Genomic DNA, 16,563 nt, shown 5'->3' on the forward strand with positions numbered 1-16,563 from the left:
ATGAAGCAGAATACCATATTTAAAACTTTTGTTTCCAGGTTTTTAATTCTCATCCTTAATTTCGGACTGGTCATTTACTCCACCAATATGTGGGGAAGCAGCGGAAAAGGGCTGATATCAATTATTATAGCAGATCTCACCATCATCAGCTTTTTCGCCAATATTTTTGTAGGAAGCAGCATGAGCTACTTTGCTAAAAAGATCAAAAAGGAAGAAATGCTGCTTTTCGCCTACCTTTGGGCAGTTGTTACAGGCATTGTGATTCCTGTTCTGTTCAGTTTTAGCCATGCTTCTGAATATTCGGGTTATCTTATTGCGCTTTCTGTAATGTCTTCACTTCTTACGGCTAATATTAATTTGTTTGTAGGGCAGCAGAATATCAAGATGTTTAATGTGTATACGGTTTTACAGCAGGTTGTACATATTTTATTCATCGTGATCATTGTTTATTTTGTTAAGGTGACATCCGTTAATGCTTATTTTATTGCACAGATAAGCTGTTTTACGCTTTTGTTTATCACCAGTGCCTTTCAGTTAACAAAAAGAACCGATTTTAAAAGGATTTCGCTTTCAAAAAAGATAGGGTTTCAAATGTTCAGTTATGGATGGAAAATACAGTTGAGCACGTTTCTGCAGTTCCTGAATAACAGATTGTCATTTTATTTTCTTGAATATTTTAAAGGAATTGTAAGCGTCGGTATTTTTTCTGTGGGAATTGCCTTTTCTGAGGCTGTGTGGACGGTAAGCCGGAGCCTCTCGGTCGTTCTTTATGCCGACGTCATCAATAATACCAATTCTAATGACGCTATTGAGAAAACAAAAATATCCTTACGAATCAGCTTTCTTATTACTTTGCTGTTTATTGGTATGATGCTGATGATTCCGGCAGACTGGTATGCCATGATTTTCGGAAAAGACTTCAGCCAGACAAAAGAAATTGTCCTGTTGCTTTCACCCGGAATCCTGGCCATTGCCGTTAGCAATATTATCGGATATTATTTTGCGGGAATTAATAAGCTGCGAATATTAAATGTGAAATCTTTAGTAGGACTTATATTGACGGTTTTTTCATCATTTTATATCATTCCGAAATGGGGGATCAGGGGAGCCTGTATCGTAAATTCGGCTTCATACTGCCTTTCTTCTGGCGTATTATTCTGGAGATTTTACCGCATTACCGAGTTCCGTATCCGGGATTTCATACTTTCCAAAGCCGAAATCAGCGTATTGATGAGGAAACTCGTGAAAAAGTAAATTTGAAGTGTCTCCTTTACAATTGCTGTTAAATAATCCTGAACGTCAATAAATCAGGAGAAATATTAAAAATAAGTTTTTATCTTTGCTATACATGAAGAATATTTTTTTCGGAATTCTGGTTATTTTTTGTGCCTTCCTCAGTTGCAGGACAGGCGATGATGATGTGCAGAATATAGATCAGATCCTGAATATTTATATGAAAAACAAAGCCGGGAGAGATCTTTTTCATCAGAAGAAAGATTTTACCTACTTCACCTATTCCTTTAATGACATTAATGGTGATAAGGATGTTTCACCCGTCAATAGTAGCCTGCGGGCAACAGCTGATTCTACACTTTTTATAGAATATATTGCAGGAGCTAAAAGAGTTGGGGTAGACTCCTTAAATCCGGATAATAAAATTTACCGTTCCGATATTAAGGTGACGCTCATCAAGCGACTTAACAATACTATTTTAGATACAATTGAAGAAAATCTTAAAATCGAATACAGGATGACACCCTCCCTGTTCGAAGTCTCGAAAGTATATTATAACGATACCTTAAGATTTACAAAACAGGCCGGTTCGCCCAATGTCGTTACAATCATAAAATAATTTATACATTTGCAAAACTGTTGACATTCTGATGTTCAACATTCTAATAACTAACATCTAAATAAAATGTTACAAGTCAATTTTTTGCGCGATAATAAAGAGCGCGTTTTAGAAGGTCTTAAAAAAAGACAATTCAGGAATCTTGAGTTGGTAGACGAAGCTATTGCTACCGACGATGAAAGAAGAAAAATTCAGTTTGAATTGGATTCCCAGCTTGCCGAGAGCAACAAAATTTCCAAAGAAATAGGGCTTTTGATGAAAGAAGGAAAAAAAGAAGAAGCCGAATCTGCAAAATCTAAAACAGCACAGCTTAAAGAATCGACTTCGGAATTGAAATCCCAGTTAGATGTTAAAGAAAAGGAACTCATCCATATTTTATACCAGCTTCCGAACATTCCTCACGAAAAGGTAAAAAACGGAGCTTCTGCAGATGACAATGAGATTATTTATCAGTCTCACGATGTGGAAGGCCTGGGCGAAGGAGCAATCCCTCACTGGGAACTGGCTAAAAAATACAACCTGATTGATTTTGAGCTGGGCGTAAAAATTGCCGGTGCAGGATTTCCTGTATATTTAGGAAAAGGGGCAAGACTTCAGAGAGCTTTGGTTCAGTATTTCCTTGATAAAAATGTTGAAAAAGGATACATGGAAGTAAATCCGCCACATGTTGTAAATGAAGCTTCGGGATACGGAACAGGGCAGCTGCCGGATAAAGAAGGACAGATGTATTATATTAATGAGGATAATCTTTACCTAATTCCTACAGCAGAAGTACCGGTTACCAATCTTTACCGTGATGTGTTATTCGAGGAAAAAGATCTTCCGATTATGAATACGGCATTCTCTCAATGTTACAGAAGGGAAGCGGGAAGTTACGGTGCTCATGTAAGAGGGCTGAACCGTCTTCATCAGTTTGAAAAAGTAGAGATTGTAAGAATTGAAAAACCTGAGAACTCTTATGCTGTTCTGGAAGAAATGGTAGAGCATATCAAAGAAATTCTGAGTGATCTTGAACTTCCGTACCGCGTGTTAAGACTTTGCGGAGGAGATACAGGATTTGCTTCTGCGATGACCTATGATTTTGAGGTATGGAGCGCGGCCCAGGAAAAATGGCTGGAAGTAAGTTCCGTCTCTAATTTTGAGACCTTCCAGGCTAACAGATTAAAGTGCCGTTACAAAACAGACGGAAAATCTCAGCTTGTACATACCTTAAACGGTTCTGCAATGGCACTGCCGAGAATTATGGCAGCTTTGCTGGAGAATAACCAAACTGATGAAGGCATCAAGCTTCCGAAAAAAATTGCGGAATATGCGAGATTTGATATGATTAATTAAAATTATATTATATAAAAATAGGCTGTTCCTAATGGGACAGCCTCTCTTATTATTTTAGGTTAAATTAATTAATGACAATTTGTATTAGAATGATTGTGCGTACTGTGATCTCCAGGCAAATGACAGTCCCCCTGATTTTCCTTAGAGATCGTCATCGCTTCTGCTCTTGGAGAGAGGTACGGAATACCCAACCCAAGACCTCTTACAATAAATAATCCTCCCAGGATAATCATTACCACAGGGATTACCTTAAGTACTTTTACCCGAAAAGCCTGATTCATGAGATTTCCGACCAAAACTATCGCAAACATGAATGGAAGTGTTCCCAAACCAAATAAAGCCATATATGAAGCTCCCTGCCATATTCCGCCGCTCGCAAGGCTTGCCGTCAAAGCCATGTAAACCATTCCGCATGGTAGAAAGCCATTTAGAATGCCAGTTGTAAATCTTGAGCGGTAATCAGCTTTCTGCAACAGTCTGCCCAAATTTGACTTTACTTTAAATAAAAATTTAGAAAAAAAAGGAACTTTTGAAGCAAAGTCTTTACCTCCCAATGAAAATACAGCCATTATAATCAACAGTATTCCCACAGCAATGGTAAGGTATTTTTGTATACCCGCCATCTCAAATCCTTCCCCGATAATTCCCAGAATTGCTCCCAAAAGAGAGTAGGTGAAAATTCTACCAAACTGATAGGTGAGATTCTGGAGATAGTAGTTGGTAGCCTGCTGTTTTGTTAATCCCATTGAAAGAGCAATAGGGCCGCACATTCCGATACAATGAAAACCGGAAGCAAATCCTAATCCTATAGCCGATACAATAAGTGCTATTTCCATATCACATCATAATCCATTCTGTAATCTGTTTTGTCTTTGGTCCAATTCAATCGCAAGGTATAATTTCCCATCTTCAATACCTGAGCCGGGATAATAAATGATTTGTTGGCATCAAGCTGCACAGATTTGTGTATGTCTAAATTCTGGTCGTCGGTTCTGTTTAAAACAAATTTCACCGTTGTATTGGAGTTATCGTAATCTTTCGGGAATGTAATTTTAATCCCGCTTTGATCCTGGCTGTAAATTGGTTTTTCCTGTAAATTATCGGCTCTTTTCTTGGCATCGATAACATCCTGATATTTTAATTCTTCTTCATAATAATTATCCGTTACCATTTCGGAGTTTTTCTGTCCGTTCGGAAAAAGAAATAACATGGAAAGTATAAAGATCATGAAAGCGGCTAATGCTATTACAACACCATGTCCCCAAGTGAATTTTTTCATTTTCGAAATTGATATATTTTTAAAAAACCTCAATACTGCTCAATACAGATATTGAGGCTTCTGATATTAGAATTGTAGTTTAAAAGGTCCTTCAAAATAAGTCTGGTAAGAATCTACCAGTTTTCCGCTCATATCGTAAACACCGATCGTGATGTTCTGCTTAGAAAGATTCATTTCACTTTCCGGGAAGCTGATATTAACGGTTCCTTTAGTAATCTTATCCCTGTCAACCGTAATTTTGCTTGACGCGCTGTAAATAACTTCTCCGTGTTTAGGCTCAATTACTTTGATGGTTACAACTTTTTTCTCATTGGTTTTATTAAGGAAAGTATAATTGTAGGTATTGGTAATTTTACCATCTCTTACAAAAAAGGTACTTCCGGCAGGCTTAATGAATTTCGCTTCCATCTCGCCACGGTTATACAGAAGATATCCCAGAAAACCGCTCAGTAAAACGAGAATCAGGGCAAATCCTTTCATTCTTCCCGTAAATTTAAACTGGGTTTCTTTTTCAATCTCGTTCTCTGTAGCATATCGGATTAGTCCTTTTGGAAGACCTACTTTTTCCATTACTTCATCACAGGCATCAATACAAGCTGTACAGTTTACACATTCCAGCTGCTGCCCGTCTCTGATATCAATTCCCGTAGGGCAAACCACCACGCACTGATGACAGTCGATACAATCCCCTTTTCCTACAGCTTTACGATCTTCTCCTTTTCTCCATTTTGCTCTGTTTTCCCCTCTCTTAAAATCGTAGAAAACATTTACGGTGTCTTTATCAATCAATACTCCCTGCAATCTTCCGTAAGGGCAGACCAATGTACATACCTGCTCTCTGAACCAAGCAAATACAAAATAAAATGCTGCAGTAAAGAGAATCATTACAATAAAATTGGTAGGATGGGCAAAAGGCCCTTCCGAAACAATGGTGAAAACTTCTTTATATCCAACGATATACATGAACATAAAGTGAGTAATAATCAGGGAAATGATGATATAAATGGTCCACTTCAAACTTCTTTTCCAGATCTTTTCAGTGTTCCACTCCTGTCGGTCCAGCTTCATCTGTTTGTTTCTGTCTCCCTCAATTGCATATTCTATTTTACGGAAAATCATTTCAAGGAAAATTGTCTGAGGGCATATCCACCCGCAGAAAATTCTACCGAAAGCAATCGTAAATACAATAATAAAAATAAGAGAAGCAATAGCTCCCAGCGTGAGGATGAAAAAATCCTGAGGATAGAAGGGCTGTCCGAAAATGAAAAACTCTCTATCAATTACGTTAAATAAAATAAGCGGGTTGCCATTAATTTTGATAAATGGTACTGAGAAATAAATTAATAATAAAATACAGCTTACAAGATACCTGTAATTGGTATATTTTCCTTTAGGCTTTCTGGGATATACCCATTTCCTTTTCCCGGACTGATCCATGGTGCCTATAGAATCTCTGTAAGTTTCAGGGTCCAGAACCTGCCCCTGTCCGCCTCGTGCTTCTATTTCTTCTATGTCTGACATATGTACTAGTGTTTAAAAAAAGAAAAAACATAATTCGTTACTATTTTTAAGGTAATAACAAATTATGTTTTTCATATGTTTCTAATTTTTTTATTAAAATTATTCTTTCTCCCAATGCGCTTCAGTTCCCTGAGGAGCTGCGCCACCCTGAGCCGGTGTTACCGGAGGCAATTCCTGGTTGATGTGATACACATACGCTGCAATTTTTTCAATTTCAGCACCGGAAACTTCTCCGTTCTTACCGAACGCTCTCATCGCAGGATTGGTAGGAGATCCGTTCCAGTCCATATGGAATACATTTTTAAATAATGTCTTCTCCGGCTGGTTGATCCAGTAGTTATCCGTAAGGTTCGGGCCAATACCACCACTACCGTCTTCCTTGTGACAAGATGCACAGTTCGTTTTAAAGAGTTCTTTTCCTTCTGCGATATTATCTGCTGAATATTTAGCTGTTTCAATCGTTACAGGCGGCTGTGTCTTTTGGTATTCTTCAATACTTGCCAGCTGCTCTTTATATTCTTTTTCATATTCTGTCAATGGATGAGCAAAATCGGTGAAAGAATAAGCTGCAACATACACAATACAAAAAGCGGTCCCAAAATAGAACAAACCTACCCACCATTTTGGCAATTGGTTGTCCAACTCCATAATCCCGTCGAAACCGTGGTCGATAAGGATGTCTTTCTCTTCAGCAGCGGACTGCTTTTTAAATGCAGCCTTATATAGCCTAGTTAAATAAGGTACTTTTTTCTCTGCCAGATAAGCTGCCTTCTCTTCAGGAGATAGTTTCTTGAATTTGTTATTCTCAATAAGATCTCCTATAGCACTGTGAATGTATGCCAAAATACCGCCAATCACTACAGTTCCCCAGAAGTAAGGTGAGCCCAGGAACTCATAACTCTGTACAAACAGATAATAAAAAACTATTAAAAGTCCGATTATTATTAGGATGTTTACAAAAACCGGTGTTCTTTGTTTCATAATAAGTAGGTTAATTTTTTAAATTAAAATCATCATCATCCTGATCGTCACTCAGAGGCGCCTCTTCTTCTTCCTTGTAAAACTTTTTAGGTCTGCTAAAAACGTATATTACAAGTGCTACGAAGAACAGCATAAAGAAAATCAGAGCCAAGGTCTGGTAAAAACCAGCATTGTCCGTATTGGATAATATGTCTTTAAAGTTCTGAGGTATCATGATGGAACTTTTTAATGTTAGTTATTACTTGCTGTTTTGATTTCAGTCGTTTTGATATCCGTTCCTAATCTCTGAAGATAAGAGATAAGAGCTACGATTTCTTTTTTCTCCAGTTCACCTTTAGGTCTCTTTGCATACGCATCTTTCAGGTCAGTAGCTTCAGAGAATATATCTCTTACAATTTTAGTGGCCTGATTATCTGCCCAAGAGTTTGCAGAATCAATTTCAGCTTTGGTGTAAGGCACATCGAATGCACTCTTCATCAGCTTCATTTTATCTACCATTTTAGATCTGTCAAGATCAGTAGCAATTAACCAAGGATAACGTGGCATGATAGAACCCGCTGATGTAGATCTTGGGTTATACATGTGTTTGTAATGCCAAGAACTTGGGTTTTTACCACCTTCTCTGTGCAAATCTGGTCCGGTTCTCTTGGATCCCCAAAGGAAAGGTCTGTCATATACGAATTCCCCTGCTTTGGAGTACTGTCCGTTTTTACCGTTAAATCTTACGATCTCATCTCTGAATGGTCTTACCATCTGAGAGTGACATGCGTTACATCCTTCTCTGATATAGATATCTCTACCTTCTAATTCAAGTGGAGAATATGGCTTCACTGCTGAAATCGTAGGTACACTTTTCTTAAGAGATAGCGTAGGGATGATCTCCACCATACTACCTACTGAGATAGCCAGTAAAGACAGGATACCCATTAGTGCAGGAGTTCTTTCCAACCAAAGGTGAGTGCCTTCTCCCTCTTTACGTTTTCCGGTAATGTTTGCTAAAGCCGGAGCTTCTGCAGGTACATCTTTCTGGAAAGATCCTTTTCTTACGGTTGCAATAAGGTTGATTACCATTAAGATTGCTCCGGAAAGATATAAGAATCCTCCGAAGAATCTCATTTTAAAATAAGGAATAATTGCCGTTACGGTATCCAGCCAGTTTTTCCAAACCAATGTTCCGTCCGGATTGAACTGCTTCCACATTAATCCTTGTGTGAAACCTGAGATGTACATTGGTACGGCATAGAAAATGATTCCCAATGTTCCCAGCCAGAAATGCCAGTTGGCAAGTCTTGTAGAATATAATTTCGTTCTCCACATGATCGGGATAAGGTAGTAGATTACACCAAATGCCATGAAACCATTCCATCCCAAAGCACCTAAGTGTACGTGACCGATTACCCAGTCTGTAAAGTGACCGATTTTATTAATATTTTTAGTTGCCAATAGTGGCCCTTCAAACGTAGCCATACCATAACAGGTTACCGCTACAACGAAGAATTTAAGAATAGGATTTTCTCTTACTTTATCCCATGCTCCTCTCAGCGTTAAAAGTCCATTTAACATACCTCCCCAGGACGGCGCGATAAGCATAATAGAGAATCCTGTTCCTACTGCCTGTGCCCAAGCCGGCAAAGACGTATACTGAAGGTGGTGAGGACCAGCCCAGATATAAACAAAGATTAATGACCAGAAGTGAATAATCGATAATTTATAAGAGAATACAGGTCTGTCTGCCGCTTTAGGTAAGAAATAATACATTAAACCTAAAACAGGCGTTGTCAGTACGAATGCAACCGCATTGTGACCGTACCACCATTGTACGATAGCATCTTTTACCCCCGCATATGCCGAATAAGATTTCCAGCCTGTGAAAGATAATGGAACCTCCAGGTTATTAAAGATGTGAAGCATTGCTACAGCAATCCAGGTTCCGATATAGAACCAGATGGCAACATATAAATGCCTAACTCTTCTTTTAGCTATCGTTAAGAACATATTCGCCCCGAAAATTACCCATGAAATGGTAATTAAAATATCGATAGGCCATTCGTGTTCTGCATATTCTTTAGAAGTGTTAATCCCCATAAAGAACGTAATATACGTTACAATGATCATGATCTGCCAGGTCCAGAAGTGGATCCAAGACAGGGTATCACTGTACATTCTTGTTTTCAGCAATCGCTGCAAAGAATAATATACCCCTACATAAACAACATTCATTACGAATGCGAAAATAACGGTAGATGTATGCAGCATTCTGATTCTTCCGAATCCAAACGCACCATGCGTATTTATCAGCCCTTCTATACCGCCACCGACACTCTTGATGGTTGTATCGTCAGTTCCGAACAAAAATTCCGGAAGCTCAGGGTAGAAAAGCATTAATGCAGCTGTAAGCCCAAACAAAAACCCTATGATCCCGAAAACTACGGTCGCATAAAGAAATGCCCGGACAATACTGTTGTCATAACTAAACTTTTGTGTTTCCATATCAACTATTCACTTTTTTCTTCAATTTTTTTACTTTCTCCTTTTTCATCATCGTTTTCTTTGTTGCCAGGTTCATTCTTTTCCTTGATTTCATCCGAGTCGAAAAGAATTCTCACAGCAGGGGACTCATCGTCCTCAAACTGCCCTTTTCTGGCGTACACTATAAACACGACCAGGAAAACTGCAGCCAAAGAAACACTGCATAGGATCATTAAATATAGAATATCCATTAGACAACAAAATTAACCTATTTTCGGGGTTCAAATTTAGTGAAAAATAATGATATTCGTCACGAAATACGGCTTTTGTCTAATTTAAAACCAGTCTAAATAAGGGTGTTTAAGCTTGTTTTTTGAAATATTTCCTGCCCAGTATCCAGGTTGAAAGAGTGGTGAAAGAAACAACTGTAATGGAACTTGCCGGCATAATCAATGCGGCGAAAAGTGGATGCATATGTCCTGTAACTGCGTAACTTAAGCCGACAACATTGTAAAGAAAACTAATTATGAATGTCATCTTCACAATCGTCATCGATCCTTTGCAGACATTCAGGTATTTATCAAGAAGTACCACTTTTTCACCATCCATAATGACATCGGAAGAAGGAGTGAAGCTGTTGGTGTCGTCAGCAATTGCTATTCCCACATTACTTTGTTTTAACGCTCCGGCATCATTAAGCCCGTCTCCAAGCATGGCTACTTTAAAGTTTTGATCCTGAAGGTTTTTGATGTAATTCAGCTTATCTTCAGGACTTTGGTTAAACGCCATTCCTTTGTATGCGGGAATCAGTTCTTTAAGTTGGCTTTCTTCGGAAGAATTATCGCCACTAAGTATGAAAACATGGTAGCCCGTAAGTTTTTTAAAGAGATTTTTCAGATTTTCGCGGTATTCATTTTTAAAAATAAATTTCCCGATGAACTCATTATTTTTGCTGATGTAAACTGCCGTTTCCAGATTTTTTGACTCCTGATTATTGTATCTTGCTGAACCGATTTTATAAAGATTGCCTCTTATCATCGCTTCATAGCCTTTCCCTGAAATTTCTCTGAATTGTTCTACCTGATAGTAATCATCATTGATTTCAATAAAATCATACAGCGATTTTGAAAGCGGGTGATTGGAGTTCTTTAACAGTGTTTTGATATTCAGCAGGTCAAATTCTTTAATCTCTAATCCTTCATAGGTAATATTGGATTTTTTTCTGTGTGTGATGGTTCCTGTCTTATCAAAAACAATTGTATCAAGTTTGGCAATTTTCTCAATCGTGATCGTATCTTTTACATAAAATTTATTTCGGCCTAAAATCCTCATAATGTGTCCGAAAGTAAAAGGAGCGGATAGGGCAAGCGCGCAAGGGCAGGCAATAATCAAAATGGCAGAAATTACCTGGAACATCTTGTCGAGATCAATAAAATACCAGTAAATCCCTGAGATTAAAGCAATGCCTAAAATAATGAAAGTGAAATACTTGCTCACATTATTTGTTAAGGTGTCTAGTCCGGTTTCGTGCTTTTTAAAAGCTTCTTTATTCCAGAGTTGGGTAAGGTAACTCTGGTCTACATTTTTAATCACTTCCAGTTCCAGTGAAGACCCGATCTGTTTTCCGCCTGCAAAAATTTTATCACCGGGCTGTTTGCTGATAGTGGCGCTTTCACCTGTAATAAAACTGTTGTCTATATTTCCTTCACCGTTAATGAGGATGGCATCAACAGGAATGATTTCCTGGTTTCTAACTAAAATACGGTCTCCTATTTTAATTTCTGAAAGAAGAATATTATCCTGTTTGCCTTCAAAATCCACTTTAGTAACAGCAATAGGGTAGAATGATTTGTAATCGCGGTCGTACGAAAGTGCATTGTAGGTTCTCTTCTGGAAAATTTTACCCAAAAGCATGAAAAATAAAAGTCCGCACAACGTGTCAAAATATCCGGGACCATAGTTGGTTGCCACTTCATAAAGACTTCGCCCGAAAAGAACAATAATTCCCAGGACGATAGGAACATCAATATTTACAATTTTATTTTTTAGCCCGTACCATGCAGATTTGTAGTAATCTGAAGCAGAATATACCACTACCGGAATTGCCAGAAGACACATCAAAGCCCTGAAGAGTCCTTTATAATGCTCCATCCAGTAATCTTCACCGCCGATATATTCCGGAAATGCGAGAAACATTCCGTTTCCGAAAGCAAAAGCAGCAATAGCAAATTTTACCAAAAGTGATTTATCGAGATGCTCAACGTTTTTATCGGCTGTTTCCAGACTGATTACCGGCTTATAGCCCAGATTGGTAAGAAATTTAGCTAATTCACTCAATTTTAAATTATTATGATTGAATGAGATCTGCAGCGTCTTTCTGGTGAAATTAACCTGAGAATATTTTATATTTGAATTTAATGTATGAAGACTTTCCAGCAACCAGATGCAGGAGGAACAATGGATTACAGGAATTTTAAATGTAACGAGACTGGTGCTTCCTTCTGAAAAATCGGTAACCTTTTCGAAAATTTCCGGAGTATCCAGGTAATCAAACTGCCCGGAATTTTCATCACCGGGACGAATTCCCGCTCTCTTATTAAGCTCGTAAAAATTATTTAAATTATTGGCATTAAGAATTTCATAAACCGATTTACAACCGTTACAGCAGAAAGTCTTTTCGTCAAATAAAATTCTCTCTTTTTCGATGCCTTGGCCACAATGAAAACAGTTCTCGCTCACCTCCATAAATTATTGAACTACAAAATTATAACAATTTTTTTTGTTTATCGAGTTAAAAAGTTCTATTTTTGTGATAAATGTCATATAAAATGTCGCAGGAACAACAGATTGCCATCGAAGAAAGGTTCGCCAGAGTTTTTAATGATAAATCATTTAAGGAGAGACTTTCCAGTGCTGATTTCGAAAAATATATCAACGCCAAAAAGAAACTGAGCTTCCAGAAACATGATACTATTTTCGAAGACGGAGAAGCTCCGAAGGGAGTTTTTGTTCTGGAGAAAGGAGCGGCGAAATTATCAAAATCGGGAGCGTTCGGGAAAGACCAGATCTTAAGATTTATCAAAGAAGGTGATATTATCGGTTATCGATCGCTGCTGTGCGGAGAAAATTTCCAGGCAAAAGCGGAAGCTATGACAGATATTGAAGCAACTTTTCTGCCGGCCGATGTTTTTATGTACCTGCTGGAAATAGATCCTCAACTGTCATTTGTTATGCTCCAGAAGATTTCCTATGAATTGGGAGAATCTTCCAATACGATCACTTTTCTTGCCCAGAAAACTGTAAGAGAAAGACTTGCGGAAATTTTACTGCTGCTTGAGCAAAAACTGGGTGTAGATCCTGAAGGCTTCATCAAAATATCTTTAACAAGAGAAGAAATCGCCAATATTATAGGAACGGCTACCGAGAGTGCCATCCGCCTTATTTCCGAATTCAAAGGAGACAATCTCATTGAAGTGGACGGAAGGAATATCAAGATTCTCAACCACGACAAATTAATGAAACTCGGTCACGTAGTTTTATAAAAATCATACAAACTTCAAGTCGGCTCAGCGCCGACTTTTTAACTTTTAAAATAGATACATTATGTCTGTTCATTCTGAAATAAAGAAAGTTACAACGGAAACCTTGCGCAAGATGAAATTTGACAAGGAAAAGATAACCATGCTCACCGCATACGATTATACTACTGCAAAGATGGTGGATGCCGGAGGAATTGATGCGGTTCTTATCGGTGACTCTGCAGCCAATGTGATGGCGGGTTTTGAAACCACGCTTCCCATTACGCTGGATCAGATGATTTATCATTCGCAAAGTGTAGTACGGGGGACAGACAGGGCTTTAGTAGTTGCCGATCTTCCTTTCGGGACCTATCAGAGCAACCCGGAAAAAGCTTTGGAATCCGCGGTAAGAATGATGAAGGAAGGAGGTGCTCATACCGTAAAAATTGAAGGTGGAAAAGAAATTTCAAAGTCCATCAAAAAAATTATCAATGCCGGAATTCCTGTAATGGGGCATTTAGGGTTAACACCTCAGTCAATCTATAAATTCGGGACCTATAAAGTAAGGGCAAAAGAAGAAGCAGAAGCAGAAAAATTAATTGCTGACGCGCAATTGCTTGAGGAATTGGGATGTTTTGCAGTGGTTTTAGAAAAAATTCCTGCAGACCTGGCTAAAAAAGTAACAGAATCTATTTCAATCCCGACGATCGGTATCGGAGCAGGACCGCACTGCGACGGGCAGGTTTTGGTATATCATGATATGGTAGGAATGAACAAAGGTTTCAGCCCTAAATTTTTAAGAAGATATCTTGATCTTTATACCGAAATTACAGGTGCTGTAGCACAATATGTAAATGATGTAAAAAGTCAGAATTTCCCTAACGACAGTGAAAGCTATTAATTCATGAATAATCAACAAACAACCCAGGGAGTAATTTCTATCGTAGCGCTATTATGTCTTGTAGTAGGCTGGTTTGATCTTTTTTCTCCAGACATCAATATATTGCTTTCCCGAAGAGTATTTTATGTACTTATCGGAATAAGCTTTTTTCTTCAGGCTCCTTTTATGACGACAAAAAATTTTATGTACGCCATGTATGCAGCAGCAGGATTATGTATCATAGGAGCGCTTTTCCCTGTAGACTGGAAAATTGCCGGAATTAAAACGTTAGGCCTTCTCGGAGGGATTATTCTTTCATTTTCAAACAGGCCCAATTATCGTCAGTAAAAATGGAGGAACAGATTGTGTATGAAGACAACCATCTTCTGGTGATCAACAAAAAAGTAGGACAGCTGGTACAGGGTGATAAAACAGGAGATGACTCTTTACTGGAACTGATTAAAAACTTTATAAAAAAAAGGGATAATAAACCGGGAAATGTATTTCTTGGTCTGGTACACCGTATCGACAGACCAACTTCCGGATTGGTAATTTATGCTAAAACTTCCAAAGCACTGTCCCGTTTAACCCAAATGGTTAAAAACCGGGAAATCAAAAAAACATATTGGGCAGTGGTTGCAAAAGAAATGATTCCTGAAACTCAGAGGCTGATACATTTTTTAAAGAAGAACGAAAAAAATAACAAAGCCATTGTTTTTCCAAAAGCTACGGACGGTGCTAAAGAAGCGATTCTTACCTATCATGTTATCAAAAGTCTTGATAATTATCTTCTGCTGGAAATAGATTTGGAGACGGGGCGACATCACCAGATCAGGGCCCAGCTTTCAAAGATTGGCGTCCCCATCAAAGGTGATCTTAAATACGGATCTCCAAGATCGAATCCGGACGGAGGAATAAACCTTCACGCCCGCAAGCTGGAATTTACTCATCCCGTAACCAAAGAAAATATCGAAATTACCGCATCTTTACCTCAGAATGATGCGGTGTGGAGAGCCTGTGAGGAATAATTATTTTTTAATTCCGTAAAAACACTGAGCTTAAACAGTAAATTCCCTATGATGAATTTTGTTTTTTAGAGATAGTTTTACACCATCAAACTAAAGAACAATAATCATGCTTACACTGGGACAACTTAAAGAAGCGACCTGCGCCAAATCGGCATACGCTTTAAAATTTTTACCGTATGTTATTGAAACCTGCGACAGGTTTTCAATTAATAACCCTTCAAGAATACTTAATTTCCTGGCACAGGTAGGCCACGAAAGCGGCGGGTTATTCTACACGGAAGAGTTGGCAAGCGGAAGCGCTTATGAAGGAAGAAAAGATTTGGGAAATACCCAAAAAGGTGATGGGGTGAGATTTAAGGGAAGAGGATTAATTCAGATTACCGGAAGAGCAAACTATAAAGCAGTATCGCTTGCTCTGGGAACTGATTTTATCACAAATCCTACATTTTTAGGCGGAAAGAATGTGGCAAAGTGTAACGATGTTCAGTTAAAAAATGCTGTGGAAAGTGCAGGCTGGTTCTGGAACAGTAAAAATCTGAATGCACTGGCAGATCAGATCGATATCACCAAAAATATAGATACCGGAAATAATCTTATTGTATTTAAAAAAATCACAAAAACAATCAATGGTGGTTATAACGGCTTGCCAGACAGGCTGAACCGGTATAAATCAGGATTGCAGTATTTCCTTTAATTGTAACAGACTATCTTCAGACCGAAGATGGTCTTTATTTAAAGGAGCTGTTGAATCACATTGGAAAGCTACATTTTTTTGAAGCTTTTTCCCGCTTTCGCTACTCGCTTTTTTCGGATTCCGGGGCGCGGCGAAGCCGCGCCCCGGAATCCGAAAAAGAGCTCAGACAGGCCGCTCAATCGCGGCTAGGGTAGCGGTCACTCATTTTAATATTGGAAAATATAAAAATTATTGATTATCAATAAAATGATGCGCAAATTAAAGCTGTGTCATTTGCGAAATCTGTGGGAGATCAAAAAGAACAATCATAACCAATAAAATTTCATCAAGCTTCGCGAAGCAATCCATTTGCCTTTGCTTACTAAAATAAGAAGCCTAAAGGAGAACTCTTTGCGTTAAAACCAAACATCTGCATCATCCGCAAAATCTGCGGGATATAAAATTAAAAATCAATTCATAAAAGAATATTTTAAGCTTCGCGCAGCAAATATATTTGCCTTGCTTACTAAAATAAGGAACCTGAATAAGAATTCTTTGCGCTAAAACCAAAATCTCTTTATCATTAGCAAAATCAAAAACTTCCGGCTTCCTCCTTCACAAAAATTTTGCCCATTTCAAAAAAATGTCTACCTTCGTTCCAAACTTTAGGGGTGTCTGTTTACGAACAGGCTGAGATTTTACCCTTTGAACCTGATTTCTAGATCATACTAGCGTAGGGAAAAGTGAAATGACTTTGCTGTACATTCTATTGTACAATGATGGGCATTCCTAAAGTATATAAAAAATTTAGGAATGGAGCTCACAATCAACCACAATGTAAGAACTTTTGAAATACTTCCAAAAACACTGGAAGCATTACTTGCTATAGAGATTCCCCACAAAAGAAAAGGAATTGCCGTAGCACTCAACAACCGCATTATTCCGCAGTCATCCTGGCCGGAAACATTCCTCAACGACAAAGATTCAATTTTAATCATCACTGCCACACAGGGCGGTTAACTCACAA

The 16,563-nt window shown here is 38.3% G+C and carries 17 protein-coding genes and 1 riboswitch; of the genes, 9 read left to right on the forward strand and 8 right to left on the reverse strand.

The window, feature by feature from the left end; all coding sequences use genetic code 11:
• The 3 genes from ACYT6F_RS06700 to serS all read left to right on the forward strand — a co-directional run bounded on the left by ACYT6F_RS06700 (window position 1) and on the right by serS (window position 3,187).
• Entirely contained in the window at window positions 1-1,254 is a 1,254-nt protein-coding gene (locus ACYT6F_RS06700) for an MATE family efflux transporter (RefSeq protein ID WP_472600457.1), read from the forward strand.
• 94 nt (window positions 1,255-1,348) lie between these two features.
• A complete protein-coding gene (locus ACYT6F_RS06705; RefSeq protein WP_472600458.1) occupies window positions 1,349-1,852 on the forward strand; it encodes a hypothetical protein in 504 nt (167 codons plus the stop codon).
• Between the two features lie 66 nt (window positions 1,853-1,918).
• Entirely contained in the window at window positions 1,919-3,187 is a 1,269-nt protein-coding gene (gene serS / locus ACYT6F_RS06710) for a serine--tRNA ligase (RefSeq protein ID WP_472600459.1), read from the forward strand.
• Window positions 3,188-3,255: 68 nt separating this feature from the next.
• On the opposite strand, the gene ACYT6F_RS06715 is transcribed toward serS, so the two are convergent.
• The 8 genes from ACYT6F_RS06715 to ACYT6F_RS06750 form a co-directional block, all read right to left on the reverse strand.
• On the reverse strand, window positions 3,256-4,023 hold the full coding sequence (locus ACYT6F_RS06715; protein WP_472600460.1) for a sulfite exporter TauE/SafE family protein: 768 nt from the start codon (window positions 4,021-4,023) through the stop codon (window positions 3,256-3,258).
• Window positions 4,014-4,466 (reverse strand): FixH family protein, encoded by a 453-nt coding sequence (locus tag ACYT6F_RS06720; protein WP_472600461.1) that lies wholly within the window; start codon window positions 4,464-4,466, stop codon window positions 4,014-4,016. The genes ACYT6F_RS06715 and ACYT6F_RS06720 overlap by 10 nt, the downstream gene beginning before the upstream one ends.
• 66 nt (window positions 4,467-4,532) lie before the next feature.
• Window positions 4,533-5,987 (reverse strand): cytochrome c oxidase accessory protein CcoG, encoded by a 1,455-nt coding sequence (gene ccoG / locus ACYT6F_RS06725; RefSeq protein WP_472600462.1) that lies wholly within the window; start codon window positions 5,985-5,987, stop codon window positions 4,533-4,535.
• 99 nt (window positions 5,988-6,086) lie between these two features.
• Complete coding sequence (locus ACYT6F_RS06730; RefSeq protein WP_472600463.1) at window positions 6,087-6,968, reverse strand: cbb3-type cytochrome c oxidase N-terminal domain-containing protein; 882 nt, start codon at window positions 6,966-6,968, stop codon at window positions 6,087-6,089.
• 10 nt (window positions 6,969-6,978) lie between these two features.
• A complete protein-coding gene (locus ACYT6F_RS06735; RefSeq protein WP_472600464.1) occupies window positions 6,979-7,182 on the reverse strand; it encodes a CcoQ/FixQ family Cbb3-type cytochrome c oxidase assembly chaperone in 204 nt (67 codons plus the stop codon).
• A 17-nt stretch (window positions 7,183-7,199) separates the two neighbouring features.
• Window positions 7,200-9,458, reverse strand: coding sequence for a cytochrome-c oxidase, cbb3-type subunit I (gene ccoN, locus ACYT6F_RS06740; RefSeq protein WP_472600465.1), 2,259 nt, complete (start codon window positions 9,456-9,458; stop codon window positions 7,200-7,202).
• 5 nt (window positions 9,459-9,463) lie between these two features.
• Window positions 9,464-9,688, reverse strand: coding sequence for a cbb3-type cytochrome oxidase assembly protein CcoS (gene ccoS / locus ACYT6F_RS06745; protein WP_169231860.1), 225 nt, complete (start codon window positions 9,686-9,688; stop codon window positions 9,464-9,466).
• A gap of 109 nt (window positions 9,689-9,797) precedes the next feature.
• Window positions 9,798-12,176, reverse strand: a complete 2,379-nt coding sequence (locus ACYT6F_RS06750; RefSeq protein WP_472600466.1) for a heavy metal translocating P-type ATPase — start codon at window positions 12,174-12,176, stop codon at window positions 9,798-9,800.
• Window positions 12,177-12,265: 89 nt separating this feature from the next.
• On the opposite strand from ACYT6F_RS06750, the gene ACYT6F_RS06755 reads away from it, so the two are divergent.
• The 6 genes from ACYT6F_RS06755 (at window position 12,266) to thiS (ending at window position 16,556) form a co-directional block, all read left to right on the forward strand.
• Window positions 12,266-12,979 carry a Crp/Fnr family transcriptional regulator gene (locus ACYT6F_RS06755; RefSeq protein WP_169231862.1) on the forward strand — a complete coding sequence of 238 codons (714 nt, stop codon included), beginning with the start codon at window positions 12,266-12,268 and terminating at the stop codon, window positions 12,977-12,979.
• Window positions 12,980-13,040: 61 nt separating this feature from the next.
• Window positions 13,041-13,856 carry a 3-methyl-2-oxobutanoate hydroxymethyltransferase gene (gene panB / locus ACYT6F_RS06760; protein WP_472600467.1) on the forward strand — a complete coding sequence of 272 codons (816 nt, stop codon included), beginning with the start codon at window positions 13,041-13,043 and terminating at the stop codon, window positions 13,854-13,856.
• Between the two features lie 3 nt (window positions 13,857-13,859).
• Window positions 13,860-14,183, forward strand: coding sequence for a hypothetical protein (locus tag ACYT6F_RS06765; protein WP_472600468.1), 324 nt, complete (start codon window positions 13,860-13,862; stop codon window positions 14,181-14,183).
• Between the two features lie 2 nt (window positions 14,184-14,185).
• Window positions 14,186-14,863 (forward strand): RluA family pseudouridine synthase, encoded by a 678-nt coding sequence (locus ACYT6F_RS06770; protein WP_472600469.1) that lies wholly within the window; start codon window positions 14,186-14,188, stop codon window positions 14,861-14,863.
• Between the two features lie 106 nt (window positions 14,864-14,969).
• Entirely contained in the window at window positions 14,970-15,557 is a 588-nt protein-coding gene (locus tag ACYT6F_RS06775) for a glycoside hydrolase family 19 protein (RefSeq protein ID WP_472600470.1), read from the forward strand.
• A gap of 636 nt (window positions 15,558-16,193) precedes the next feature.
• A riboswitch (TPP riboswitch) is annotated at window positions 16,194-16,293 on the forward strand.
• A gap of 56 nt (window positions 16,294-16,349) precedes the next feature.
• On the forward strand, window positions 16,350-16,556 hold the full coding sequence (thiS, locus tag ACYT6F_RS06780) for a sulfur carrier protein ThiS (protein ID WP_472600471.1): 207 nt from the start codon (window positions 16,350-16,352) through the stop codon (window positions 16,554-16,556).
• Window positions 16,557-16,563: the final 7 nt, after the last annotated feature.

Source organism: Chryseobacterium sp. NG-CE01 (genome assembly GCF_055695505.1).